A 25,109-nucleotide genomic window follows, 5' to 3' on the forward strand; every position below is an offset into this window, starting at 1 on the left:
AAACGTGCAGTCACTCAGGATGGCCGCGCTCTGCGTCGATATAAGCGTCGCTGGAAAGTCGAACGATTGTTTGCCTGGCTCAACAAATTCAAACGTGTTCTCACTCGTTGGGACCGTTGCGCTGATCGATATACAGGCTTTGTTCATCTGGCTTTCTCTATGATTCTACTTCGAAGATATTTATGAAATGAGTTCTACATACTTGGTATTGGCAAGAAACGGGGCGTTACCAATAATGTGTGCTACGTTTGGCTGTACTTCCTTATTTGCGTCGGTAGCAGCAGTCAACAAGCGAACACTGAGCGGTGTAGTTTGTCCTGCTTGAGTGACCGTGAATGTCGTCACACTCAATGTTGTTCTATTGGCTGAATAAAATGTAATCGGCGAACTCGTCTTTGTAGAATAATCGTTATAGGTTAAATCAGGAAATGGATTCGGAATTTCACCTACCATTGCCAGTGGCAAGTTAGTTTGGCCATCAAACGGATAGTTCGTGGTGAAATTCGACGCATTCACTTGGGATAACGTAGCGCCAAAATCGATGACAACTGGTGTATAAGTGCCACTATTAAAGCTAATACCAACGTCTGTGAACATCTGAAAAGCCAACAGATCGCGATGATAGATGGAATTAATTAGGCCGCGAATACCAAATGGTGCAGCACCAACACCGACCACTTCACCGCCATACGTTCCCAATTTGTAGCCTGCAAAGGCGACACGATCCTGTGGATAAATACCGGTAAAGCCAGGCTTTGCGCCGTCTTCAACGTGACCAAATATTTGATTTGTTGCGATGTAGTTCGCGTGATTTTTAGCGGCGGTATCCAAGGTCAGGCTCTGAGCCAGAAGTCCTAAACCCAATGCTTTGCGAAACCCGTTCAATTCATTGAACGTGATCAGTTCGTCCGACGTGGCAGAGTAGGTTGGCGTAGGAACGCTGGTTTGCAGCGCGACCGCATTGCACGCCGGATAGTTTGTCGCACCATTAAAGCAGGCATTGGCAACTGGTGTAGTTGGGCTGGAAGTCGAGCTACCACCACCGCCGCCACCGCACGCAGCTAACGACGCCGCAATTAACAGCACAGATATTTTTGAGAAGAATTTTGCAAACATGATTTTCCTTTTTTTCGCTTTGATTTTTTGAAAACTTCAAATCCAAAATACAGGAAAAAATGAGCGTGTCAAATTTCAGGTTTTGGTTTGTACCAGTTCAAATTTGAACTGGTACATCGCGTTTGGCGCCTGGTCGCAAATGCTCAAATTATGAGAAACTGCAGCGGGCGTGACGATTCGCTGGCTAGAGACAAACAGACTGCCGTATGGAGAAATATTAGCGTTTTTCTTGCGGCATCGACGGCACTTCACCAAACACACATAACCACGACTGAGCATCATCAACGATAGACCGCGTAATCACAAAACCCCGGCGTCCTTGAAGAGTTCGATCAGGGATGTTGATCGGGTTAGGTAGGACAGCCCTGTGTGTGCAAACATGGCAGGAACCTCTTTGTTTTCGAAGAAATGACCAGACATTACACCAACGAGTCGCGCAGGCCGCCAAGTTGGGTCATTAATGTCTCCTCCGGGACGAATTCCTCTGTTCAAAACAAATACGGGACTTCCGCTCGAACCTGAAAATGAAAGGCCAGATACAAGCATGGCATCAGTCGTTGGGATGTCTTCATGCACGAAAGAGATTCTTGGCCAAGATGCGATAGAACACTGACGGGCTATTGGCAAACCCAAGAAGTTATCTGACCAATACTTACCCTTGGATCCTGGATAACCGATGAAAACCGCTGACTCCATGACTTTGATACTACCCTCTTCGAATTCCTCGATAGTTGCGATATCTTTGAATTTCGTGATATCCGCAATCTGAAATGTTGTTGGGTCGTGGTCGTGCAGATGCGGAGCAAGCAAGACAGCGCAGTCGGCAGTCTTGGAAATGACGAGACTGTCTAAGTTTGAGACTTTAAAAAAAAACGTTTCGGGTAAAGGCACTCCCGACTCGATCCTTCGCAACTCGATTTCCGCAGAATGAAGTTTGAGCTGTGTTTCGGAGCCGAACTTCAGGGTTGGATCAACGTTATGTTTGTTAGTAACGAAATGTCGCCCACCTTTCAGATCGCTAACCCAAAATCCTGTTCCTGTTCGCTGGTTGCCTATTGAGTCGATAAAGGTCGTTTTGAGCCGGTGAACGGTCCAGATCAAGTTTTCATTGGGGGGACTATACATAGTGGTTACCTACCTTGTGGCCTAACGTTAAAATGAGGGGCGGCCGCTTATGGCCTGCCTCTCTCAAATGCAAGGTTAGATTTGAACTTCACCATCTCTATCAATACACAAAATTGCAAGATGCTGGATTATGGGTACAGCTAGGTAGGCAATTTTTTCGTCCTCAGAGTATGGCACCAGCCGAGCTTCTATATTCCCTTTTCTAGTTTTCTTTGAGTGGACTATTGCGCATCTAATTGCGTATAACCAATCAGATATTCTTTGTTCAAGATTCGGTTGCGAAATATTAACCGCATTGATTTTCACTCGAGAAGAGGTGACTAAATCCGCCTCGATATTTTTTTTATAAAAGCCATCCAAAGAGTTAATAAACTTCTTGATATCCCCAGGTGATGCGACCCATCTAACGACACATGAGATTTGCTCACGTTCAGTTTTTGCCACCTCTCCAAGTTCTTTGAAAGCCTCATCAAAAAAGTACTCTAGCACGTTGTAGAAGCATCTGAACTTAGATATCGGAAGGTGTTCTCGAACGGCGGCAAAGTAATATGACAATAAATCGGCATCAAAGTATTTGCTCGCTCGGATTTCCTCTAGAGGGAGTGTGAAGTTGCTATCGGATTTAAAACCTCTAGATATCAAAACCTGCCCATTTTTGACGTCAAGGCGGTGGGGTTGCAGGACTTCAAGCATGCGGGCTTGGTAATAAGTTAAAATTCCATCATCAACACGCACCAAAGGAAGCTCGAACTTACCTGTACCAAGTTCTTCATGATCTTTAATCTCAACTTTAACGGTTTTTTTGAGAAGAGATTGCATTGAATTGACGTAAGTCTCGATATATTCGTTGGTGTAATTGGAAACAAGGCACCAATCATTCCAAGCATCTTTAGTTGGCAAATCGTCGTTACTTACTTCAATTATTGAATCGTCATTCAATGTGTCGAGCGCCAAAGCAAGTGTATTGTTTTCATCGTAACCTAAATACGTGTACCCATCATTTCGCCAGTATTTAAAATCAGTAATCTTGCTTGTTACTTGTTCTTGAGGGTGCTTCTTGCTGTATTCAAATAGATAGTTATCGATTATGTATTCAAATCGACGCTCAAGTTCTCTATCTGATTTGTGTTGAGGAATCAATTCACTCTTCTCAAATCGAATTCGCACTGCTGACTCCATGCGACTCAAATAGTAGAGTGCTTGGGATGTAAGTAGAGGCTCTCCGTGTAACGTAGGCGCGATGATAATTGGAAATTCCAGTCCATCAAAAGACACAACTTTTTTCATGCCACTGGAGTTGGTTAGAGCATATTCGAAATTCTGTGCCATATTGAAATCTAACTTTAATTAGGCGGACAGATGCCGCCCACCTAATTCAACCAATCAAATCCATAGAGAGGCTTGTCACACGGTCATTTGACAATATACTGCATAAAAAATCAGTGCTAAATAACCAAGAAAAACGTCACTCCCAATGCACTGGCTTCAGACGCGGTTTTAAATTCAAAATTGCTCGATCAACTTAAACGTTGTATTCGAGATAAATATTATAGCTTACGCACCGAAGAGGCCTATGTCTATGTCTACTGGCCGCGCTGGTTTATTCGTTTTCATAGCTTGTGTCACCCGGCAGAAATGGGTCTTCCCGAAGTGAACGCATTTGGTGGCTTGTGTCAGGGCAAATCCGAGATTTCAAAAACTTGGGCGCAGCCCAAACCCGCTCTCGCTTGCGAGGCGGCGAGCGCAGGCGTGAAAAGCACACACCTGCCTCTTGCCTGAGCGTTTTTTCGCTGCGATGTTTGTCAAGTGACTTTCGCGGCATAAACGTGGCGGTCAAACTGCCACATTTATTTCACGTTCACTTGACAAAATCTTCGCTCCAGCAAGTTGGGAAAACCAACTCTATTAAAATCAATGACTTAGAAAAATTGATCTGGAAGTGAAAATGTTCGACTAAGCACTCGCGATCCCATTTCCTCCTTCATTTTTTTGATTTCCATTTTTCTCTTTTGGATCAGCGCTGGCAGGTCGCATGTTCGTTTTAATCTGTGCAACGCCAGCCAGAAAATGACTTTTTGCGCGATCATCGGTATCTTTGCCGATCGTGCCAACCACTTGACCACCGACCCAGGAAATGACCTGATCTGGAATAATGTGAATTAAATTAAAGCAGCCATGAATTAGCGTTAGCACAAGGGATACAAACACAAATACAAAACCTACAAACATTACAAAGCCAGTCATGCTATTGAACTGTGCATTCGCCATAGCTGGTGCAAAAAGAACGAGCAAAATTGCTCCCAATACTTTGACCGCGTATGAGCCTCCAAAAAAACCAAACACCATGAGTGTCGGCCTCAGCAGCACGCCGAACAAAAATAAATAGGTGTGCTGTGTTCGCTGTCCCATACCTTCGCCCTCGGCTTCCAAGTGCGCGAACGCGCCGACTGGCGACGCGATCAGTCCCTCCAGAACATTGGCGAACCATGCCATGATTCCGCCGTACCAGATCACAAATGGAAGCATTGGAATATAGACGGAGAGAGTAATACCGAACGCAAACAGGCCAACGATAGCCATGACGGCAAATGGCGAGAATGCGTCAAGCGCCCCTTTTGCTATGCCGCGCAGTGTTCCAACTCCAACGAAGTCAGCGGCCATTCCAACGGCTGAACTTTTGGCTCCTTCCGCAGCACCAGACGCCATATGCGCGATTGCATAACCACTCACTGCAAAACTGCCCATCCAAACCAATCCGTCGCCAAGATTTTTAAATTCAATAATGGGATTGACTACCCCGCCATTACCGGTAATGGTCCAACGCGTGACCATGTTTGTGATAGCTTGCCCGTTGAATAATTTGGAAATAATACCGTCTTCACCCGCAACTGCAGCATCTTTATTAAAGTGCTGTACGTTTGCCAGATTTTTGAGGGCGGCCTTATAGGTATCGTTAAAAGCAAATTTGTCGGGATCTTGCGGTGCCGTGATGGCAGTTTTTCCGCCGGCCACGGCCGTGATGGTGTCACCTATAACCGCTAAGGATTGATAGAAAGACCCAAGTGCCATCCAACCTTTGTTTGTGATTTCGCTCGTAATTTTGCTCATGGCCGCATTTGAAAGCGAACTCGCTTTCGGCGACAGAGCATCCGTAATTGTTTTTTCGTACGCCGCTGCAGCCGCATCAAACTTGGCTGGAAAATCAATCGATCCACCACCACCGTTTGTCGAGTTGAGATAGTCTTGCGCTAATTGCTGCATTGATGCGTTCATTGTGGCCAATGCAGATTGATGCGCAGCCTTTGCGTCGTCTACGATCGACGAAACGTCAATGACATTCGAGTTGGATGCCATTTTTGTGAGCACAATTTTGACATCGCCACAGGCTCCATCGCCGCCCGATGTGATGGGAGCCTGGCGTGAGTAGCTGTATTCAAGCCCATCTGCAGCCATGAATAAAGACACGTTGGTTTCAGGTCCACTGATATTGCCATTGATGTCAATCGCATTCGCACTGGCCATCGAATTATCGTTTGCGACAGACAGCATGCAAAGATTCGAGTTGAACATTGCTTTTGCCGTCTCTTGCGCATTCTGATGAATGACAGCGGATGCGGTATTGAAGCCGCCGAGCGAAGACAAAGCAGCAGCCACCACCAAATTCGCCATGCCGATGCCCATCTTGGCAAAGTACATCATGATGACTTGCGCTCCGCAATAACCGCCAAACATCGGCACGAGCGTCGAGATGCCCACGATGAAACGAATTGGAAACCAAATAGTAGAGAAACGCTGCCCCATGAATTCGCCACCCTCAGCCGTTTGGACTGTTGCAGCGGTAATGTTATAAGAGAACCAGAACACGCCAACCGCTAATAATGCCGCATTGAACGTGCCAAACATCGCCCCAAGCGTTGACCCGGAACCAGATCCGGGCACGCCTGGGGTTTGATAGAACGCTTGCCCAAATGCCTCTGACAAAACTTTACCTGCTAAATCTGTTCCATTGTTGGCCGCGTTGAGCATGCCGTTGGCAGTAATTGTTTGAGAAAAAGACAAGCTGCAACTTAATAGTAATAACAAAAATGGGCCGATGTTTCGGCGGTTGAAGAAGTTGAAGATTGAATTCATACAATCCTTTAAATTTTTAAATTCGAAGCCATTGAGCTAAAAAAATTGAAAGCAGATTTCAGAGAGGAATTTTTAAAATACTTGTGCCTGCTAGCCAAATGGACGGGGTGAAAGAAGCGAGCAAGGCGATTGGAGTCTGATCGGCGCGTAGCGCCGACTGCGCCTGGGCGAAGCCCAGGACACAGCCGAATGGTCAGATGCCGCCGGAGGACGGCACCTTGCCGTATCACGATGCGCCTCAAGCGCATCGCGGGTTAGAGGGCATTTGACATGATGTGAGATCATGATTTCCCTTTTTTCAGCAAAGACCTAACAATTTTCAAATTCTCAACTCCACCTTTTGGAAGACCTTTAATTTTTTCCCGTATTTGAGAGTCATGAAATTGGTAAGATTCGCTAACCCTTTTTTTATTTTTTGTTTCCGCCTCATTATCATTAGGTACAACTACAGGCAAAGAAGAGGTAAAAGTTCCGTTTTTTTGGTTTTCAACAATTTTTGAAAACCAACCAACCAAATTCCTTTTAATTTTTTTTTGCTGAATTGCTAATTGAAGCTCCAAAATCAAGAGATTTGCAATATCTGACTCGAATGGTTGCAACATTTTTAAGATTGCCATTCTTTCGAAATTCGACAATTCTGAAATCTGACCAAGTGGTGAAAATGGTGGTGGTTTTTTTGTAGAATTGTTTGGTGATTCTGGGGGTGACATCTGAAGTCACCCCCGTGGGTGACAATCTGTCGCCCTTGTTTTTAACTTCTATTTTTTTAAGGTTTAGATTCTCGATATTTAATTTATAGCGAGATGAAGTCTGTCGGCCAGCCAGAGTGAATTGCTCTTTTGTTAAAATCCATCCACCATCCTCTAATTTTTTTAACGTCCTTTGAACTGTCCTTTCCGAAACACAACAACGACGTGCAATTGTTGCAACACTAGGAAACGACTCATTTAGCTCATCAGCGTGATCAGCGAGGGCAAGCAAAATCATCTTGTCGGCCGGCGGGGCATATAGGGTCCAAACCCAATTAGACGATAAGACGCTCATAGCCCACTCCTGCTATTCACAAGCTCCCCTTTTTTTGGCCGTCCACGACCTCTTTTTTGCGCCTGCGATTGAGTAAGTTCAGTTAAGACATTTTGACTATGAGTAGTTGAAAAATTTACGACCCGGCCAAAAGTTAAAAACTCTGCCAAATCGCGCGATCTAACATATCCGCGTGAGCCATCTTTGATGATTTCAAATTGAAATGCTCCACGAACAATTTTGTTGTAAATACTTTGTGTTTTGATATTAAAAATTTTTGCGACAACTTTCAGCGGCACAAGAAGGCCGCCGTTGTTGACGCTTAAAATTTGTGCATGATGAAGTTCTAGTTGAGCGTTTTTTTGCAGCTTAACTTTAACTAGGTCGAGTTCGAATGACATTGCATTTCCTTTTCCACTCGCGATCATGAGACGAGCGCGAGCGCCTGATTATTTTTATGCACTGGTGACAGAAGCACAGCGCAGCCAAGAAAATCAGGAAAGGAAGCGTGGGGGTTGGAGAAGTGGTGAGAAGTGAAAGCCGAGGTTGAAGATAGCTGCGACTACTAGAAGCAAAAGAACGCCAAGAAAGCGAAGTTGTATACCTTTAAAAATCAAGCTCAACGCCCAGCAAACAATAATTTGAACTGATAACAGCGCGATCGCGATGGAAATAAAAAAAGAAAAATCAATCACGCCTGCAAAGGCAAGAGCAACAGCGACAAAAATCGACCCGCCAAAAATGGCAGCCACTACCACATGCCTGACAGCTAGATCCTGCGCGGGAAGCACAGTCGATTTTTTGAGTAGCGATGAGTTGAAATTTGCAAACATGAGTTAAGCATAATTAACTCAATTCTAAAATGCAACACATTTTATTTTTTAAACGTATTATGAAACGATCAAGGATTTATGAAACGATTCGAGCACAAATGTGCAGCACAAAATAGAACAAAACGATGAGTATAAACGAGTATTTTTGAGTAGTTCTGAGTAGATTTTAAATCAACATAGACAAAACAACACATACTACCAATACAATTTAAATTGCCTCTCGAAAAAACAAAAAACCCTGTAAAGCCTTGATTTCATTAGCTTTGCAGGGTTTTTGATATTCTAAAGTAGTGCTTGGTGCCCGAGGCCGGAATCGAACCGGCACGCCCGCTATTAACGAAGCGGCGGATTTTAAGTCCGATGTGTCTACCTATTTCACCACTCGGGCCCATCACTACACATGCAGCAAAGCTGCGTGTTTTGGAAAAAAAGCGCTCGAAAGCGCTTTCTGAAACTGGAGGCGGGGGTCGGGATCGAACCGGCGTCTACGGCTTTGCAGGCCGCTGCATAACCACTTTGCTACCCCGCCAAGGGTGCTTATTTATCTCAGATACTAACTCAAGATAAATGTTGATGCACGATACTACTTTTAATAAAAAAGGGAAGCTGTGCTTCCCTTCAGAATCTGGAGCGGGAGAAGAGTCTCGAACTCTCGACCTCAACCTTGGCAAGGTTGCGCTCTACCAACTGAGCTACTCCCGCATTTATACTGCGATACTTCAGGTACTACGCCATTTTGGAGCGGGAGAAGAGTCTCGAACTCTCGACCTCAACCTTGGCAAGGTTGCGCTCTACCAACTGAGCTACTCCCGCATTTACATATTACTTTTCGAAAAAACTTGGAGCGGGAAAAGAGTCTCGAACTCTCGACCTCAACCTTGGCAAGGTTGCGCTCTACCAACTGAGCTATTCCCGCATCAACGAAAGACCAGAATTATATAGTATTAACGCATTCTGTCAAGTCGACTACTCCATCTTTTCCGTCGTTTCCTTGATCAATGGCCACGCGCGACGCAGGTAATAGAACATAGACCAAACTGTTAATACCGCCGCGATCAATAACAGCCAGGCACCGAACAATCGAGTATCAAGTACATCAAACAGAACATCGTAATAAAGCAACATAGGGATGGCGACCATTTGCGCGGTCGTTTTAATTTTCCCCAGTGAGCTCACAGCAACTGATTTGGAGGCGCCTATCAGTGCCATCCATTCACGCAAAGCAGAAATGGTGATTTCTCGACCAATGATGACAAATGCAATCACTGCGCTGACGCGCTGTAAATGAACCAACTCCAATAAAGCACCAGCAACCATTAATTTATCTGCTACCGGATCAAGAAAAGCACCAAAAGACGAAGTCTGTTCCCAACGCCGCGCAAGAAATCCATCAAACCAGTCGGTGACTGCAGCAACAATGAAAATAGTTGTTGATGCAACGCCTTTTTCAAATGGAGACAACCATGTATCTGGAAGATAAAACACACCAACAACCAGTGGAATCAGAGCGACGCGCAACCAGGTCAGCAGAATGGGGAAATTAAAAGGCATATTTTTTTGGTCAACAATCGTGAGCGTAATTATATTTGGCTAACGCAGCCGCTTGTAAATTTCTTCAGCCAATTGCCGTGAAATTCCCTCGACACTCGCAAGATCCTCAACACTCGCGTCAGATACGCCCTTCAAGCCGCCAAATCGAGACAAGAGCCGCTGGCGACGTTTGGGGCCTATGCCCTCTATATCTTCAAGCTGCGATGCCTGTCTTGCCTTATCTCGCTTGGCGCGCATTCCCGTGATGGCAAACCGGTGAGCCTCGTCACGAATTTGCGCAATCAGCATTAGCGCAGCAGACTCTTTTCCCAATTCTTTTTCTGCACGACCATCAACGAATACCAAGGTTTCCAGACCCACTTTACGCCCCTCCCCTTTTGCAACACCAACAATCAGGCTGGTATCCAAGCCCAACTCAACAAATATCTGGCGAGCGACCTCTACCTGCCCTTTTCCACCATCAATCAGGACAATATCAGGCATTACCTGCTCATTCGACAAACCGGGGTCAGCGAATTTTTCATATCGGCGAAACAAGACCTGGCGCATCGCTGCATAATCATCGCCCGGCGTAATATCTTTGATATTGAAGCGGCGGTATTCGCTGCTTTGCATGGCATGATGATGAAACACAACACAGGATGCCTGCGTAGCTTCGCCTTGCGTATGGCTGATATCAAAACACTCAACTCGTAGCTGTTCAATATCAGGAACATCAAGTTCAAGTGCGGTTACAAGTGCGCGAGTTCTTGCTTGCTGAGAGCCCTGCTCTGACAACATCCGCGCCAGAGCAAGCCTGCAACCCTTGATTGCCATCTCTAACCAGATACGACGCTGTTCTTGCGGCTGAAATGACAGATGTATTCGGTGCCCGCATTGTTCAGCAAGCGCCAGCATTAAATCAGGTGCATCAAGTTCTACGTTGATCACCAGAGTAGATGGAATAAACTGATCGACATAATGTTGAGCCAGAAATGCAGACAGTACTTCAACCTCGATTGAATCTTCTGCCGTCAACTGTACATGATCAACGTGAGTCGGAAAGTACGCCCTATCGCCAAGATGGCGCCCACCTCTTATCATTGCAAGATTGACGCAAGCACGACCACCCTCGACGATCACGGCAATGATATCAATATCAATATCACCAGCCGTTTCCATACTCTGTTGATGTAATACCTTGGACAAAGCAGACATCTGGTTACGCACCGCGGCAGCCTGCTCAAACTTTAAATCAGTCGCCAAGGCTGTCATCTTTTTTTCCAGCGCTTGTATCACATCTAACTGGCGTCCTCGTAAGAAGTCTGCCGCATTCGTGACATCATTTTGATAGTCATCTGATGCAATCAGATTCACGCAAGGTGCACTACAGCGGTTGATCTGATACAGAAGGCACGGCCTGGTCCGGTTAGCGAATACGCTATCTTCACAGCTACGCAATAAAAATACTTTTTGCAGTATCTGCATCGACTCTTTGACTGCCCAACCGGAGGGAAAAGGGCCAAAGTACTGATGTTTTTTATCAATCGCACCACGGTAATACATCATTCGAGGTGTTTTTTCAGAAGTGATTTTCAGATAGGGATAAGATTTATCATCGCGAAACAAAATGTTGTAACGCGGCTTTAATGCCTTGATTAAATTATTTTCCAGTATCAGCGCTTCTGCTTCGCTGCGGGTAATCGTTGTTTCAAGACGAACGATTTTCTCCACCATCATCGCAATCCGTGGACTGGAAACGGTTTTCAGAAAATAGCTGGAGACACGTTTTTTCAGATCACGTGCTTTGCCAACGTACAAGACCTGATCCTGCGCATCAAAGTAGCGATATACGCCCGGCAAATGGGGTAATTTCGCAACGGTTTCAATGACCAGCTGCCGCGGATCCTCAGAGGAAGAATCTGAAATATTCATCATGCAGAAAATTTATTCGGAAGTTTTCTCGACAACGACAAACGCCACTGCATAATCACGCTCATCACTGATCGTAACATGCGATGTCAGACCCGAATACTGCATCCATTCAAGCAACTCTCCATTGGCGATGACATGTGGCTGACCCGAATCGGCATTCAACACCTGAACTGACTTCCATTCCATAGGGGCACGCATTCCTAAGCGAATCGCTTTAGAGAATGCCTCTTTTGCCGCAAATCTACTGGCAAGAAAACACCATCCTCTTCGCTCACTCAATGCCAGACGCTGCTGAAAGGCCAACAATTCATCTGGGCCTAGAATTTTTTCAGCGAATCGACCACGAGTAGATATAAGGGCGCGCTCAATACGGGAGATCTGAACAATATCGGTGCCGATGCCGTAAATCATATCAAGAACGGCTTTGCAGTCTTGCCTGAATCATTAAGACCTTCATATCAGCAACAGCCTTTTTCCAACCAACAAATACCGCTTGAGCAACAATCGCATGACCGATATTGAGTTCAGAAATTTCCTGAATGGCCGCAATCGCCTGAACATTCGTGTAATGTAATCCATGACCGGCATTAACTTTCAGGCCGCGCCGTATGCCTTCGATAGCACCAGCACGGACACGCTCCAGCTCAAACATCTGCTGAGCTACATCTTCTGTATCAGCATAGCGCCCAGTATGTATTTCAATCAGTTCTGCACCAGTGTCTGCAGCAGCCTGAATTTGCTCTTGGTTCGCATCAATAAACAGTGAAACCCTGATTCCCTCAGCATGCAATTGTCGTACCGCCGCTTGCACCTGCGAGAAGTAGCGCACCACGTCCAGTCCACCTTCCGTTGTCACTTCTTCCCTGCGTTCTGGTACCAGACAAACATCTTGAGGTTTGATTTTGCAGGCAAAATCCAGCATTTCTGTTGTTACCGCGGCTTCCAGATTCATTCTGGTCAATAGCTGTGGACGTATTCTCTCAACATCAGCGTCTTTGATATGTCGCCGGTCTTCACGCATATGCAATGTAATGCAATCGGCACCCGCCTCTTCGGCCATGAGCGCCGCCTGCAAAGGATCGGGATAAGATGTTCCTCGCGCATTGCGTAGCGTTGCAACGTGATCGATATTGACACCCAGATCGATTAACTGAGACTGCTCGTGAATATTCATAGGTTTTGTAAATCTATTAAAATTTGTCTGGTATTCAGAGGTATTCCATGCAAGTGATGAGACAACAAAAACCGCATCAGAACTTTGCTTTGGAACTGCGTTAAGGGGTTTGTGTAGTCACCATGCTGCATATCAATCAGGGTTTGCCCCATGATTTTAGGTACAGTGTCGCAGGTCAGAGCAGGTCTTGCCCCTAGCTCTGGATCAACGATGTAGTCCAACGATGGCTGCACTGATGTACGTGTTTTTGTACAGAAAGCAAGGTCGCCTATGAGCCCTGATTCCCGCAACAGGGACAATTCAAATTCACGTAAAACAATTGCTGCAGGCTCATTGTGAGCCAATTGGTTGAGCGTGGAAACATAATGATCAAACAGTGCGACATGTGGTTCATCCCGCATCAAAAATTTGATCAATAATTCATTCAGATAAAAGCCACATAACAACGCAGCTTTTTCGAGAGGCAACATCCCTCCGACCCAATCCGCCGCCACGAGTGTACGCAATTCAGAACGACCACTCCAGCCAATCTGTAAGGGCTGAAACGTCTGCAACACGCTGCGTAATTGAGAGTGTGGCCGCTTTGCACCTTTTGCGACAACAGCGATGCGGCCATGATCCCTGGTGAAAAGATCGACAACGAGACTGGTTTCTTTGTAGGGTCGCGAATGCAATACAAAACCCGGCTGATCAAGGATACGAATTTCTTTGATTGCAGATTTAACAGCTCTCACCCGCCCTGACTTCGCCACACCCCGATTTTGGGGTAATACTGCAAGACCATCCAGATGCCTGACGGGAATCATTACATCGCCAGCAGTGACAGTCAGTTCATCCATGCAAGGATTATTCGTAACCGTACGCGCGCAATCCAGCTTCGTTATCTGCCCAACCAGATTTTACTTTCACCCAAATTTCCAGATAAACCGGTCCGCCAAACAATTTTTCCATGTCTTGGCGTGATTGCGTAGAAATATCCTTCAGACGCGCACCTTTATTACCAATCACCATCGACTTATGTCCATCACGATCAACTAAAATTGCTACAAAAACACGCCGCAAATTACCTTCTTGCTCAAATTTCTCAATCAACACAGTACTCGTATAAGGCAACTCATCCCCAACGAAGCGGAATAATTTTTCACGAACGATTTCCGTCGCCAGAAATTTCTCACTTCTGTCAGTAATATCATCCTCACCAAACATAGGTGGATTACATGGCAAATATTGCCTTACTTCACTTTCCAGATTATCCAACTGAAAACGCAGAGTGGCAGACACAGGCACAATTGCTGCAAACGAATACAGCGCTGCTATTTTCTGAGCAAACGGCATCATGATCGCCTTGTCCTTCACGCGATCAGATTTGTTAATAATCAAGATGACCGGTACTTTTTTAGGTAACAAATCCAATACCTGTTGATCTGCGGGACCAAATGTTCCGGCCTCGATGACAAACAAAATCACATCTGCAGCAGTCAGCGTTGTCGTCACCGTACGGTTCAAGGTGCGATTCAATGCATTCGAGTGACGAGTCTGAAAACCCGGCGTATCAACATAAACAAACTGGGTGTTATCTTTGGTCTGAATGCCTGTAATGCGGTGGCGGGTTGTCTGCGCCTTACGAGAAGTGATACTAACTTTGGCGCCAATCAACGCATTCATCAATGTCGATTTACCTACATTAGGACGACCAACAATGGCGATATAGCCACAACGGAATTCTGGATTTTCTATAAGTTCGCTCATGCGGGCTCAGGCTGTTTTAGGATGTGAATGGTGGGGAGTGAGGTTATCACCCGGTAACAAAGTCGCTGAATGAACCTCAGGTTCAGTCAGACTCTTTTGTTTGCCTGCGTGAGACTTAGATTCTGTCGTACTTTCTTTTTGAGGCGTAGCAATTCCCGCCAATTTTAATTGAGCCGCTCTCGGCTTAGGCTTACGTGCAGCGGGCGTTCTGGATAAGATCGTGAGTGCCGTATCCAACGCTAATTTAGCCGCGGCCTGTTCGCCTGCCCTACGACTGCCACCTGTACCAAATACTTGTATATCCAGCTTAGGAACCAGGCACTCAATTTCAAATTCCTGGTTGTGTGCTGCACCATGAGTAGCAACCACATTGTATTGAGGCAAGGCGATTTTTTTACTTTGCAAAAATTCTTGCAAGAGCGTCTTAGCATCTTTTCCTAATGTAGTAGGATCGACAGCCATCAATACGGGCTCATACAACGATTGAATAGCGAGACGCGCTGCATCAAACCCGCCATCCAAGAAAATTGCCCCAAACAGCGCCTCTAATGTATCAGCGAGAATGGAAGGGCGACGAAAGCCACCGGACTTCAATTCACCCTCACCAAGTCGTAAAAACTGTGACAACTCAATTCTCTGAGCAATTTCGTACAAAGACTGCTGCTTCACCAAATTAGCTCTGACACGAGATAAATCGCCTTCATCGATATCAGCAAAGCTATCAAACAACAAAGCTGCGACAACGCAATTTAAAATCGAATCACCCAAAAACTCTAAGCGCTCATTATGCAAAACACTATGACTTCTATGCGTCAAAGCTTGCTGCAACAAAGCAGGATCATTGAACTGGTATCCCAGTCTTTTTTGCAATAATTGTTGATTCATACCCACACTTTTATTCTACTTTTTTAGCAGCGATACCATTTTTCGCTGTAGTACCGGTGTAATCCAATACAAGACTGGCCGGACCAAATAATGGAATTTTCTTCTGATACGCAAAGCTAACTTCGACCTCATCACCGTTTTTAACGATAGACAAATCTTTACCAGAAATAGCATCGAAATAACCTGCAGCAGCCTGTTTATCAAATGACCCCTGAATTTCGCGTACGGTAGAACCTGACACCTTTGCGATATCAATTGCCTTCTTGATAGACATGAACTCAATCACAGTCGGAACAACTTTCATCGCCAGCATTGCCACAAGAACAATCACGCCCAAGGATAAAATCAATCCGATCAAAGATATACCGCGCTGATACTCTTTGGAAATTTGTGCATTGCTCATTGTTTTATTACCTTTCATGTGGCCCAAGGTCATTGAAAACTACCAATTCTTTTAACGTTGCCTAAATTCATCCAGATAAAAAATGCCTTACCAACAATATTTTTATCCGGGACAAAGCCCCAATAGCGACTATCAAGACTATTATCCCGATTATCACCCATCATGAAGTACTGTCCGTCCGGAACGGTGCACGCAAACCCGTCTACATTATAGGTACACATTTCCCTTGAAGGGAAATTATGCGGTTCCCTGACAAATGCTGGCGCCTGCTCATCATTCAAGATGTGATGCGAAACTCCAGTCAGATTTTCTTTTAACTGTTTTGAATAAGTTAAACGCTCTTCATCAAGAAAATCTGGCAATGCTTGATAGTTAAGCTGATTTCCATTGATTGATAAACGTTTGTTTTTATAGACGATTTTATCGCCAGGGACTCCGACAACACGTTTGATATAGTCCACAGCAGTATCTTCAGGATACTTAAAGACCATCACATCACCACGTTGTGGCTGATTAATTTCAATCACTTTTTTATTGATGACAGGCAAACGAATGCCATAAGTGAACTTATTCACCAATATCAAATCACCAACAAATAAAGTTGGCAACATGGAACTGGAAGGAATTTTAAAGGGTTCATATAAAAATGACCGCAAACAAAATACCAACGCAATGACAGGGAAAAAACTACCTGAGTACTCTATCCACAAAGGCTGCTTCAGCATTTTGGCTTCCAACTCAATACGCCCACCATTCTGAAGACGGATGCCTTCTTGCGTTAACTTTGCATTTCGTGCATCAAAGTCTGCTAATGCTTTATCCGCATCCCGCCTTCGCTTCTTTGCAAAAACGAAGATATCAAGAAACCAGATTACACCGGTAACAATCGTCAACACAAATAAAATCAAGGCGAAATTGCCTAACACAGTCTGAAAGTTCATTTATCTTCCACCTGCAAAATAGCCAGAAATGCTTCTTGTGGAATCTCCACAGACCCTACCTGTTTCATGCGTTTCTTACCTGCTTTTTGCTTCTCTAACAATTTACGCTTTCGACTGATATCGCCACCATAACATTTGGCCAAGACGTTTTTACGCAAAGCTTTTACGTTTTCACGGGAAATAATATTGGCTCCAATAGCAGCCTGAATAGCAACATCAAACATCTGTCGGGGAATCAATTCACGCATCTTGGCTGCAACTGCACGACCGCGGTACTGACTATTGCTACGATGAACAATGATCGCCAATGCATCTACTTTTTCACTGTTAATCAGCATATCGACTTTGACCACATCCGCCGCACGATATTCTTTAAACTCATAATCCATCGATGCATAACCGCGCGAAGTCGATTTCAAACGGTCAAAGAAATCCAGAACAATTTCTGCCATCGGCATTTCATAAGTAAGCTTTACCTGACGCCCATGGTAGCTCATGTCCAATTGTACGCCGCGCTTTTGGGTGCAAAGGGTAATAACCGAACCGACATATTCTTGTGGCATGTATAAATTAACAGTCACAATCGGTTCGCGAATTTCTTCGATTTTTGAGGGTTCTGGCATCTTAGATGGATTATCTACCATCAAGATACTGCCATCTGCCATGACAACCTCATACACCACTGTTGGCGCAGTGGTAATCAAATCCATATCGAATTCACGTTCAAGTCGCTCCTGAACGATTTCCATATGAAGCAATCCCAGGAAGCCACACCGGAATCCGAAGCCCAAAGCCTGCGACACCTCAGGCTCATACATCAGCGCTGCATCGTTCAGCTTCAATTTTTCAAGAGAATCACGCAGAGCATCGTACTGATTTGCCTCTACAGGAAACAACCCTGCAAACACTTGTGGCTGAACCTCTTTAAATCCCGGCAAAGGCGATGGTGCTTGCTTACTTGCCAAAGTAATCGTATCACCCACTTTAGCGGACTTAAGTTCTTTAATTCCCGCGATAATAAAGCCTACCTGCCCAGCAGATAGTTGTTCACGACTCAATGATTTAGGCGTGAACACCCCCACACTTTCAACCAAATGCTGAGCTCCCGTCGCCATGAACAGAATTTTTTCCTTCGGACGCAAAGTGCCATTGACGATACGCACCAACATGACAACACCGACGTAATTATCGAACCAGGAATCGATAATCAACGCTTGCAAAGGTGCATCAGCATCACCTTTGGGGGCGGGTACCTTGACAATCAGCGACTCAAGTACATCCTCTACCCCCAAACCAGTTTTCGCGGAACAATGTACTGCATCAGTCGCATCAATACCGATCACTTCTTCAATTTCTTTACAAGCATTATCCGGATCGGCAGACGGCAAATCGATCTTATTTAACACTGGAACAACTTCCACACCAAGCTCAATCGCCGTGTAGCAATTAGCTACAGTTTGCGCCTCAACGCCCTGAGATGCATCCACTACGAGCAAAGCACCTTCACATGCGGAGAGTGAACGACTTACTTCATAACTGAAATCGACGTGCCCGGGCGTATCAATCAAATTCAAATTATAAATTTGACCATCCCTGGCTTTGTAACTCAAGGCGGCAGTCTGCGCTTTAATTGTAATACCGCGCTCACGCTCGATATCCATGGAATCCAGAACTTGAGCTTCCATCTCACGCTCTGACAAGCCACCACATAACTGGATAATACGGTCAGCCAAGGTTGATTTACCGTGGTCGATATGGGCAATAATCGAAAAATTGCGGATGTTATTCATTGAAAAGCCAAAAAAATACAAAAAGGGGCAGATAACAATTAAAAAAAAACGCTCTGATCTGGGCTTTAGTCCCCAGGCGAGCGCCTTCAGTTCGGGTTCTGCAAAGTGCCATTTTACCGGATTTAACAACGGCAAACTAACATTCGGGGATCAAAAGACTTTGAATGGCTAAGTGAAAGATAAAAAATGCATCGTTTCGTCCGCATTTTTCTGCGGCAAGCCCCACTTTTCATCATAATCAATTTTAGCCAAATACAATCCATCAGGCATAAAAGTTGGTGCCGCCAGGCTACGATTACGGCTAAGCAACAGCTCTCGCATCCACTCTGGCTCTCGCCTGCCACCACCAACAAATATCAAAGAGCCAACAATATTACGCACCATATGATGCAAAAAAGCGCTCGCGCATAAGGTGAATACAATCAACTCGCCCTGCTTGCGGATATTAATACTATACATATGCTTCACAGGCGATTTTGCCTGACAACCGGAAGCGCGAAAAGATGAAAAGTCATTTTCACCTAGCAGATAGGTTGCAGCCTCACTCATACGCTCAACGTCTAGCGGAGTAAACGTCCACCCAGCTCGGTTATTCCACATAGGGGAGCGAATTTTACTATTAAACAATACGTAGTGATAAGTTCTCGCTCTCGCACTAAATCTTGCATGAAAATTATCATCAGAATCAGGGACGAAAGTGACCTCTTTTGACCACTGTACAGCAACTGAAGGCGGCAAAAACGCATTTACTCCGTTAACCCAAGAATATGCATTACGCTCGAGTTCCGTATCGAAATGCACGACCTGCTCAATCCCATGCACGCCAGCATCCGTCCGCCCAGCACACGTTGTCTTCACAACAGTACCAGTAAAACGCAAAATGGCCTTTTCCAGAGTGTCCTGTACCGTATGACCATTGGGTTGAGTTTGCCACCCACTCCAACAACTCCCATCATATTGCACACCAAGTACTATACGTTTCACCAATATTCCACCAAAAACAAAAAAAGGGCGCCAGCGAAAGCCGCGCCCACATAACAGTAACGGAAAATTAAGCTAATTGCGGCAGCATCGCTTTTGCCTTTTCTACTTGCTCAGCGGTACCACCTTTAATCACCTCATCCAGCAATTCACGCGCGCCCTCTTTGTCACCAATTTCATGATAGGCAATAGCAAGATCAAGTTTGGTAGACATTTCTGCATTAGATTCTTGCTCTTTGACTGGCTCAGAATGGAGGCTTTCAGCACCCAAGGTAGCAGCATCCAAATCAAGATCGATTCCAGACAAGTCAAATTCGAATGCAGAAGCAGCCGGCTCACTGGACAACTCTACCTCTGGCAGTACAGGCTCAGCGGCTACGGGTTCGAATGACAAATCAAATTCATCATTACTTTTCTCCGACTCGGACAGATCATGTTCCAAATCTGAAGATGCTATGACTGGTTCTTGCACCGGAGGCAAATCAAAATTCAGACCACCGAGATCAAATTCATCATGCCCACTCGCCGACTCAACATTCGTCTGAATATCAGGCAAACTATCAGATGTAACTTCTGTTGCTTCAATCGGTTTAGCGAAATCAAAATCAATCGTACCAAACTCAACCTGTGGCACATCAATCTCTTCAGGTACATGCTTTTGCGGAACAGATTCAGGGATTTTTGGCACATCCTGGTCGGAAATATCCAAATCAAAATCGAGTGCACCATCTAATGGATGCTCAGCTGAGCCAATGTCAGAGTCAGCAAGATGCTCATCGTGAGACGCGGTATCGATGATACTAATCGACTCCAGCATATCTTGAGAAAGCGAGTTTGAGAGTAATGCCTCAGGATCTAAATCCTCTAAAGGTTGCGTACCAGCCCCCAATGCCGATGCCGGATTAAATTCTGCCTTCGCTTTTCCACCAGCATACAGAGGATTGCCTGGTTCAAGCACAACTCCCATTGAAGCGGCCTGCTCCCACTCTTCACCTTCTCCGCTAGTCATTCCATACAATTCACTCGCCAAGCGCTCAAATAATTTGGCGTCTTTACGCGCAAAATAAATTTCGAGTAATTTCACTCTGACTGCATGGCGATCTGGTTGAGTACGCAGCGCCTCTTTCAAAATTTCTTCCGCCTGACTATCTCTGCCGTAAGCAATATAAACGTCCGCCTCAGCGACAGGGTCTACTTCATTTGCATCTAACTGACTTGCAGAGGGTGCAAAATTTGAATTAAACACGCTATTGTTCGTGTCTACACTTTGCCCTCCAGTTGAGCCAAACATGGAGTTTGCCTTCATGCTTGAGCCAGTCAAAATACTGTCTTCAAACTGTTGTAATTTTTTCTTACGCTTCGTAGTGTACAAACCATACCCACCCAACAAAGCGAGGATCGCCGCGCCTGCAGGTAAAAGCATATCCGGCAAACTATCAAAAAAACCTGGCTCTGGCGGTGGAGGTGGTGGCGGTGCGACTATTTTTTTACGAACAACAGGCTTTACCTGAGATGCAGCCACTGCCTCAGACGAGGCCGGAGCCGCCACAGGCGAACTAGCTGGCACATTCGCACTCGATGCAACGGAAGGAAGTGCGGCTGAAGCCGGCGCTGCCTGAACAGACGATGCTGGTGCTGGTTGAGATGCAGCGACTGAATTTGCGACTGGGTTGGTTGTTACTTTTTGATCGGATTGCTTCGCTGCATCTTTAGCGTTAATTTCCGCCTGCTTAGCAGCCAAATCCTTATTTTTGATCTCTAATATTTTCTGCAAATCACCGACGTTTTTTTCAAGCTCTTTTAAACGGGTATTGGATTCCGCAAGCGCTTTTTCTTTGGCCAACTTATCCTCTTCAGCACTACCTTTACCATTACCTGATTTCGAGGAAGATGCTGGTGCAGCCTTGGATATCTCCAACTTATCAGGAGATGTTCCAGATGCAGTTGCTACTTCTTTTACTTTGGTTGTAATAGTGCCGCTACCGCTTTTCTTTACTGGCGTTTTATCCACACTGGACTGGCTGACATGATCTGCCAATTTGTTTCTGTATGCATTGAAATCCGCGGCATGTGCTAACACAATCGATCTAGCTTCAGTACTGGCAACTCCATTACCACGGATAGCATCAGAGTCAGGTAAATTCAATATCTGGCCCGACTTCAAGCGATTCATATTTTTACCGGCAAACGCATCTGGGTTTGCACGGTACAAACTCACCAACATCTGATCAAGCGAAACACCTTCAGACTTATACACCGCTGCGACTTTGCTCAAAGTGTCACCAGCACGCACTTGATATGTACCAGCACCCGGTTTTGATTCGGCAACGACTGCTTTTGGAGGGAGCCTGTTCGCCACATTACTTTTGGCAGTTTGCACGGCAACAGAATTATCTTGCGCAGTCACTGGCTTTGAACTAATTTGAGTGCTTTGCGCCGCGCTCGCTACCGCCGCAGGATTAGCGACTTGAGGGGATTGACTATTGCGAAGCTCAGCAGGATCTAATAAAAATGTATACTCTCTTAACAGCTTTCCATTCGAAGAATTCATCTCGAGCAACATATCGACAAAAGGCTCATTCATCGCCTGTGCGGAGCTAACCCGAATAACATACCCTGAACCACGCTGTTCCACCGCAAATCGCAACGAAAGCAAAGCGGAACTATATTCTATGTTTGCCTGACGGAAGGCTTCTGGAGAAGCCAATTTCGGCACAAGCGAATCAATCTCTTCTTTACTTGGTGAAGTTAATTCAATTTCCGCACGCAAAGGCTGCCCTAAAGAAGAGAGGACAGTTAAACGCCCCAGTCCAGTTGCATGCGCCTGGGATAACAACAAAAACGAAGATGCAACTGCTGCACTCAGTACTTTGCGCCCAAGGAAAACCACAGAAGATTTTTTTTGTTTATGCATTTTGTCAGACATATTGGGAATTTGGCGAACAAAGTCCGCTAAGAGACGATTATTATATTGTCAAGCTAAGCATTATATTGTTTTACGATAACATTACCAACCAAGCGGTGCAAGCTTAACCCGATTTGTTAATATGGTAAATACATTAAGTATCATCGATTGTAGCAGTAGCAGATATGGCTAATACTGACTTCAGCAGCAAATAAAGGTTTAATTGCGATAAATTTTGTTTTTACCCAACCATTTAGAGAAAAAATAAAAAGGGGAGTGCAAAGCACTCCCCTTTTTTACAATTCACTGCAGTCCTGATTCAATTTATATCAAGACTCAATCAAAATACGCAACATACGACGCAAAGGCTCAGCTGCACCCCATAACAATTGGTCACCAACGGTAAACGCCCCCACATATTCAGGGCCCATCGCCAACTTACGAATACGCCCGACAGGGATCGTCATCGTGCCTGTGACGGCAACTGGCGTCAAATCACGAACGCTGGCTTCACGTGTATTGGGCACTACTTTCACCCATTCGTTATCCGCAGCGATCATCGCCTCAATGTCTGCAACAGGAACGTCTTTTTTCAACTTGAATGTCAGCGCCTGACTATGACAGCGCATTGCACCGATACGGATACAGAAGCCATCCACCGGAACCGCAGCAGTACCAAAACCTTCGCCCTGACCAAGTATCTTATTCGTTTCAGCCATGCCCTTCCACTCTTCCTTGGACATACCGTCACCGAGGTCTTTGTCGATCCATGGAATCAGGGAGCCGCCCAATGGCACACCAAAATTGGCAGTTTCAGCAGCAGACAAGGAACGTTGCTTCGCAATGACCTTACGATCAATTTCAAGAATCGCACTTTTAGGGTCGTCCAGCAGATCTCTCACTTCAGCATTCAGCGTTCCGTACTGCGTCAGCAATTCACGCATATGCTGAGCACCGCCGCCAGATGCGGCCTGGTAAGTCTGAGTGCTCATCCAGTCAACCAGACCCGCTTTATACAAAGCACCGACACCCATCAACATACAACTGACTGTGCAATTGCCGCCGATCCAGTTTTTCTGGCCTTTCGCCAGCGCACCTTTAATCACTGGTAAATTGACCGGATCCAGCACAATCACGGCATCGTCGTTCATACGCAAGCTCGACGCAGCGTCAATCCAATGACCATTCCAACCGGCCGCACGCAATTTCGGGAAAACGTCGTTCGTGTAATCACCACCCTGGCAGGTAATAATAATTTCGCATTTCTTCAATGCGTCAATATCATTTGCGTCTTTCAGCGTCTTCTCATTTTTTGCCATCGCAGGCGCTGTACCGCCCGTATTCGATGTTGAAAAGAATACTGGTTCTATATGAGCGAAATCGCCTTCTTCCTGCATACGCTGCATCAGAACCGATCCCACCATCCCACGCCAACCTACCAAACCCACCAGTTTCATCATTTTTCCCTAAAAATTGCAGGACGTCCCTGCCCATCAATAAAAACCTTAACTCGCCAACGCATTCACCACTGCGCGCCCCATCTCCGCAGTACCAACTTTGGTTGTACCCGCTTCGTAAATATCCGGTGTGCGCAAGCCCTGAGCCAGCACCTTCTTCACCGCATTTTCGATACGATCTGCCTGCTCTGCTTTATTCAAAGAGTAACGCAACATCATGGCTGCAGACAGAATCGTCGCCAGCGGATTTGCCACGCCTTTACCTGCGATATCCGGCGCAGAACCGTGTGAAGGCTCATACAAACCCTTGTTATTCGCATCCAGCGAAGCCGATGGCAGCATACCGATAGAACCGGTCAACATCGCGGCGGCATCCGACAAAATATCGCCGAACATATTACCGGTCACGATCACGTCGAACTTCTTAGGCGCACGCACTAATTGCATCGCTGCGTTATCAACATACATGTGATCCAGCGCGACATTCGGGTATTCTTTATGCACATCGGTTACGATGTCTTTCCAGAACTGGAAAGTCTCAAGCACGTTTGCCTTGTCAACACTGGTCAGGCGCTTGTCACGCTTTTGCGCAGTCTGGAAAGCAACGTGGGCAATACGACGGATTTCCGTCTCAGCATAACGCATGGTATCGAAACCCTCACGCTCACCTTTGAACGGGCCGTCAGGACAAACACGCACGCCGCGCGGCTGACCAAAATAAATGTCACCAGTCAATTCACGGATAATCAGAATATCCAGCCCTGACACGACTTCCGGCTTCAGCGTCGAAGCACCCGCCAACTCAGGATACAAAATCGCCGGACGCAGATTCGCAAACAATTTCAGATTCTTACGCAAGCCCAGAATCGCTTGTTCAGGACGCAAAGGGCGCTCCAGCGTATCGTATTTCCAATCACCGACAGAACCAAACAATACAGCATCGGCTTCTTGCGCCAGCTTCAACGTTGCATCCGGCAGCGGATGACCTGAGGCTTCATAACCTGCACCACCTACCGGCGCAGTTTCCATTTCAAATGACTCACCCAGCGCATTCAGCACTTGAACTGCCTGCTCAACGATTTCCGGGCCTATGCCATCACCTGGCAAAATTGCTATCTTCATTTTTCTGTT

At 45.7% G+C, this 25,109-nt stretch carries 21 protein-coding genes, 5 tRNA genes and 3 pseudogenes; 2 read left to right on the top strand and 27 right to left on the bottom strand.

The window, feature by feature from the left end:
* Positions 1–186: pseudogene (locus ACO0LB_RS09220) on the top strand (IS5/IS1182 family transposase); the annotation flags it as partial.
* On the opposite strand, the gene ACO0LB_RS09225 reads toward ACO0LB_RS09220, so the two are convergent.
* The 3 genes from ACO0LB_RS09225 to ACO0LB_RS09235 form a co-directional block, all read right to left on the bottom strand.
* Positions 181–1,116 carry a CAP domain-containing protein gene (locus tag ACO0LB_RS09225; protein WP_423048699.1) on the bottom strand — a complete coding sequence of 312 codons (936 nt, stop codon included), beginning with the start codon at positions 1,114–1,116 and terminating at the stop codon, positions 181–183. The pseudogene ACO0LB_RS09220 and the gene ACO0LB_RS09225 sit on opposite strands and share 6 nt — an antisense overlap.
* 300 nt (positions 1,117–1,416) lie before the next feature.
* Positions 1,417–2,241 (bottom strand): hypothetical protein, encoded by an 825-nt coding sequence (locus tag ACO0LB_RS09230; RefSeq protein WP_423048700.1) that lies wholly within the window; start codon positions 2,239–2,241, stop codon positions 1,417–1,419.
* A gap of 75 nt (positions 2,242–2,316) precedes the next feature.
* On the bottom strand, positions 2,317–3,570 hold the full coding sequence (locus tag ACO0LB_RS09235; protein ID WP_423048702.1) for a hypothetical protein: 1,254 nt from the start codon (positions 3,568–3,570) through the stop codon (positions 2,317–2,319).
* A gap of 150 nt (positions 3,571–3,720) precedes the next feature.
* On the opposite strand from ACO0LB_RS09235, the pseudogene ACO0LB_RS09240 reads away from it, so the two are divergent.
* Positions 3,721–3,903, top strand: a pseudogene (locus tag ACO0LB_RS09240) (phage integrase N-terminal SAM-like domain-containing protein); the annotation flags it as partial.
* Positions 3,904–4,194: 291 nt separating this feature from the next.
* Here ACO0LB_RS09240 and ACO0LB_RS09245 read toward each other — a convergent pair.
* The 24 genes and pseudogenes from ACO0LB_RS09245 to leuB form a co-directional block, all read right to left on the bottom strand.
* A complete protein-coding gene (locus ACO0LB_RS09245) occupies positions 4,195–6,372 on the bottom strand; it encodes a DotA/TraY family protein (protein ID WP_423048704.1) in 2,178 nt (725 codons plus the stop codon).
* 281 nt (positions 6,373–6,653) lie between these two features.
* The gene (locus ACO0LB_RS09250; RefSeq protein ID WP_423048999.1) at positions 6,654–7,082 is read right to left on the bottom strand and encodes a hypothetical protein; all 429 of its coding nucleotides are present in this window, start codon (positions 7,080–7,082) and stop codon (positions 6,654–6,656) included.
* 148 nt (positions 7,083–7,230) lie between these two features.
* Positions 7,231–7,416, bottom strand: a pseudogene (locus tag ACO0LB_RS09255) (helix-turn-helix domain-containing protein); the annotation flags it as partial.
* Positions 7,413–7,796, bottom strand: a complete 384-nt coding sequence (locus ACO0LB_RS09260) for a hypothetical protein (protein WP_423048706.1) — start codon at positions 7,794–7,796, stop codon at positions 7,413–7,415. The pseudogene ACO0LB_RS09255 and the gene ACO0LB_RS09260, both read right to left, overlap by 4 nt.
* A gap of 93 nt (positions 7,797–7,889) precedes the next feature.
* Positions 7,890–8,228, bottom strand: coding sequence for a hypothetical protein (locus ACO0LB_RS09265; RefSeq protein ID WP_423048708.1), 339 nt, complete (start codon positions 8,226–8,228; stop codon positions 7,890–7,892).
* A 295-nt stretch (positions 8,229–8,523) separates the two neighbouring features.
* Positions 8,524–8,616 (bottom strand) — tRNA-Leu (locus tag ACO0LB_RS09270).
* A 67-nt stretch (positions 8,617–8,683) separates the two neighbouring features.
* Positions 8,684–8,757: transfer RNA gene (locus tag ACO0LB_RS09275), tRNA-Cys, on the bottom strand.
* Positions 8,758–8,854: 97 nt separating this feature from the next.
* Positions 8,855–8,930: transfer RNA gene (locus ACO0LB_RS09280), tRNA-Gly, on the bottom strand.
* Between the two features lie 35 nt (positions 8,931–8,965).
* Positions 8,966–9,041: transfer RNA gene (locus tag ACO0LB_RS09285), tRNA-Gly, on the bottom strand.
* 27 nt (positions 9,042–9,068) lie between these two features.
* Positions 9,069–9,144: transfer RNA gene (locus ACO0LB_RS09290), tRNA-Gly, on the bottom strand.
* Between the two features lie 50 nt (positions 9,145–9,194).
* Entirely contained in the window at positions 9,195–9,779 is a 585-nt protein-coding gene (gene pgsA, locus ACO0LB_RS09295) for a CDP-diacylglycerol--glycerol-3-phosphate 3-phosphatidyltransferase (RefSeq protein ID WP_423048710.1), read from the bottom strand.
* Between the two features lie 39 nt (positions 9,780–9,818).
* Positions 9,819–11,693, bottom strand: a complete 1,875-nt coding sequence (uvrC, locus tag ACO0LB_RS09300; RefSeq protein WP_423048988.1) for an excinuclease ABC subunit UvrC — start codon at positions 11,691–11,693, stop codon at positions 9,819–9,821.
* Between the two features lie 12 nt (positions 11,694–11,705).
* On the bottom strand, positions 11,706–12,104 hold the full coding sequence (gene acpS / locus ACO0LB_RS09305; protein WP_423048712.1) for a holo-ACP synthase: 399 nt from the start codon (positions 12,102–12,104) through the stop codon (positions 11,706–11,708).
* A gap of 1 nt (position 12,105) precedes the next feature.
* Positions 12,106–12,867, bottom strand: coding sequence for a pyridoxine 5'-phosphate synthase (gene pdxJ, locus ACO0LB_RS09310; protein WP_423048714.1), 762 nt, complete (start codon positions 12,865–12,867; stop codon positions 12,106–12,108).
* Entirely contained in the window at positions 12,864–13,706 is an 843-nt protein-coding gene (gene recO / locus ACO0LB_RS09315; RefSeq protein ID WP_423048716.1) for a DNA repair protein RecO, read from the bottom strand. Before recO ends, pdxJ begins: the two co-directional genes overlap by 4 nt.
* Before the next feature lie 7 nt (positions 13,707–13,713).
* A complete protein-coding gene (gene era, locus ACO0LB_RS09320) occupies positions 13,714–14,616 on the bottom strand; it encodes a GTPase Era (protein ID WP_423048718.1) in 903 nt (300 codons plus the stop codon).
* A 6-nt stretch (positions 14,617–14,622) separates the two neighbouring features.
* Entirely contained in the window at positions 14,623–15,501 is an 879-nt protein-coding gene (gene rnc / locus ACO0LB_RS09325) for a ribonuclease III (RefSeq protein ID WP_423048720.1), read from the bottom strand.
* 10 nt (positions 15,502–15,511) lie between these two features.
* Positions 15,512–15,922: a DUF4845 domain-containing protein gene (locus tag ACO0LB_RS09330; RefSeq protein WP_423048722.1), complete on the bottom strand. Its 411-nt coding sequence runs from the start codon at positions 15,920–15,922 to the stop codon at positions 15,512–15,514.
* A gap of 11 nt (positions 15,923–15,933) precedes the next feature.
* A complete protein-coding gene (gene lepB, locus ACO0LB_RS09335) occupies positions 15,934–16,845 on the bottom strand; it encodes a signal peptidase I (RefSeq protein WP_423048724.1) in 912 nt (303 codons plus the stop codon).
* Positions 16,842–18,635, bottom strand: a complete 1,794-nt coding sequence (lepA, locus tag ACO0LB_RS09340; RefSeq protein WP_423048726.1) for a translation elongation factor 4 — start codon at positions 18,633–18,635, stop codon at positions 16,842–16,844. The genes lepB and lepA overlap by 4 nt, the downstream gene beginning before the upstream one ends.
* Positions 18,636–18,803: 168 nt before the next feature.
* Positions 18,804–19,619: a tRNA pseudouridine(38-40) synthase TruA gene (gene truA, locus ACO0LB_RS09345; RefSeq protein WP_423048727.1), complete on the bottom strand. Its 816-nt coding sequence runs from the start codon at positions 19,617–19,619 to the stop codon at positions 18,804–18,806.
* A 67-nt stretch (positions 19,620–19,686) separates the two neighbouring features.
* On the bottom strand, positions 19,687–22,530 hold the full coding sequence (locus tag ACO0LB_RS09350) for a FimV/HubP family polar landmark protein (protein WP_423048728.1): 2,844 nt from the start codon (positions 22,528–22,530) through the stop codon (positions 19,687–19,689).
* 320 nt (positions 22,531–22,850) lie between these two features.
* Positions 22,851–23,981: an aspartate-semialdehyde dehydrogenase gene (gene asd, locus ACO0LB_RS09355; protein ID WP_423048730.1), complete on the bottom strand. Its 1,131-nt coding sequence runs from the start codon at positions 23,979–23,981 to the stop codon at positions 22,851–22,853.
* Between the two features lie 45 nt (positions 23,982–24,026).
* A complete protein-coding gene (gene leuB / locus ACO0LB_RS09360) occupies positions 24,027–25,100 on the bottom strand; it encodes a 3-isopropylmalate dehydrogenase (protein ID WP_423048732.1) in 1,074 nt (357 codons plus the stop codon).
* Positions 25,101–25,109 lie beyond the last annotated feature (9 nt).

The organism is Undibacterium sp. SXout7W, assembly GCF_049339385.1.
Taxonomy (GTDB): Bacteria; Pseudomonadota; Gammaproteobacteria; order Burkholderiales; family Burkholderiaceae_D; genus Undibacterium.

Coding starts and splice junctions, on each gene's coding strand:
- ACO0LB_RS09225 (WP_423048699.1), bottom strand. CDS start 1,116: ATGTTTGCAAAATTCTTCTCAAAAATATCTGTGCTGTTAATTGCGGCG.
- ACO0LB_RS09230 (WP_423048700.1), bottom strand. CDS start 2,241: ATGTATAGTCCCCCCAATGAAAACTTGATCTGGACCGTTCACCGGCTC.
- ACO0LB_RS09235 (WP_423048702.1), bottom strand. CDS start 3,570: ATGGCACAGAATTTCGAATATGCTCTAACCAACTCCAGTGGCATGAAA.
- ACO0LB_RS09245 (WP_423048704.1), bottom strand. CDS start 6,372: ATGAATTCAATCTTCAACTTCTTCAACCGCCGAAACATCGGCCCATTT.
- ACO0LB_RS09250 (WP_423048999.1), bottom strand. CDS start 7,082: ATGTCACCCCCAGAATCACCAAACAATTCTACAAAAAAACCACCACCA.
- ACO0LB_RS09260 (WP_423048706.1), bottom strand. CDS start 7,796: ATGTCATTCGAACTCGACCTAGTTAAAGTTAAGCTGCAAAAAAACGCT.
- ACO0LB_RS09265 (WP_423048708.1), bottom strand. CDS start 8,228: ATGTTTGCAAATTTCAACTCATCGCTACTCAAAAAATCGACTGTGCTT.
- pgsA (WP_423048710.1), bottom strand. CDS start 9,779: ATGCCTTTTAATTTCCCCATTCTGCTGACCTGGTTGCGCGTCGCTCTG.
- uvrC (WP_423048988.1), bottom strand. CDS start 11,693: ATGAATATTTCAGATTCTTCCTCTGAGGATCCGCGGCAGCTGGTCATT.
- acpS (WP_423048712.1), bottom strand. CDS start 12,104: ATGATTTACGGCATCGGCACCGATATTGTTCAGATCTCCCGTATTGAG.
- pdxJ (WP_423048714.1), bottom strand. CDS start 12,867: ATGAATATTCACGAGCAGTCTCAGTTAATCGATCTGGGTGTCAATATC.
- recO (WP_423048716.1), bottom strand. CDS start 13,706: ATGGATGAACTGACTGTCACTGCTGGCGATGTAATGATTCCCGTCAGG.
- era (WP_423048718.1), bottom strand. CDS start 14,616: ATGAGCGAACTTATAGAAAATCCAGAATTCCGTTGTGGCTATATCGCC.
- rnc (WP_423048720.1), bottom strand. CDS start 15,501: ATGAATCAACAATTATTGCAAAAAAGACTGGGATACCAGTTCAATGAT.
- ACO0LB_RS09330 (WP_423048722.1), bottom strand. CDS start 15,922: ATGAAAGGTAATAAAACAATGAGCAATGCACAAATTTCCAAAGAGTAT.
- lepB (WP_423048724.1), bottom strand. CDS start 16,845: ATGAACTTTCAGACTGTGTTAGGCAATTTCGCCTTGATTTTATTTGTG.
- lepA (WP_423048726.1), bottom strand. CDS start 18,635: ATGAATAACATCCGCAATTTTTCGATTATTGCCCATATCGACCACGGT.
- ACO0LB_RS09350 (WP_423048728.1), bottom strand. CDS start 22,530: ATGCATAAACAAAAAAAATCTTCTGTGGTTTTCCTTGGGCGCAAAGTA.
- asd (WP_423048730.1), bottom strand. CDS start 23,981: ATGATGAAACTGGTGGGTTTGGTAGGTTGGCGTGGGATGGTGGGATCG.
- leuB (WP_423048732.1), bottom strand. CDS start 25,100: ATGAAGATAGCAATTTTGCCAGGTGATGGCATAGGCCCGGAAATCGTT.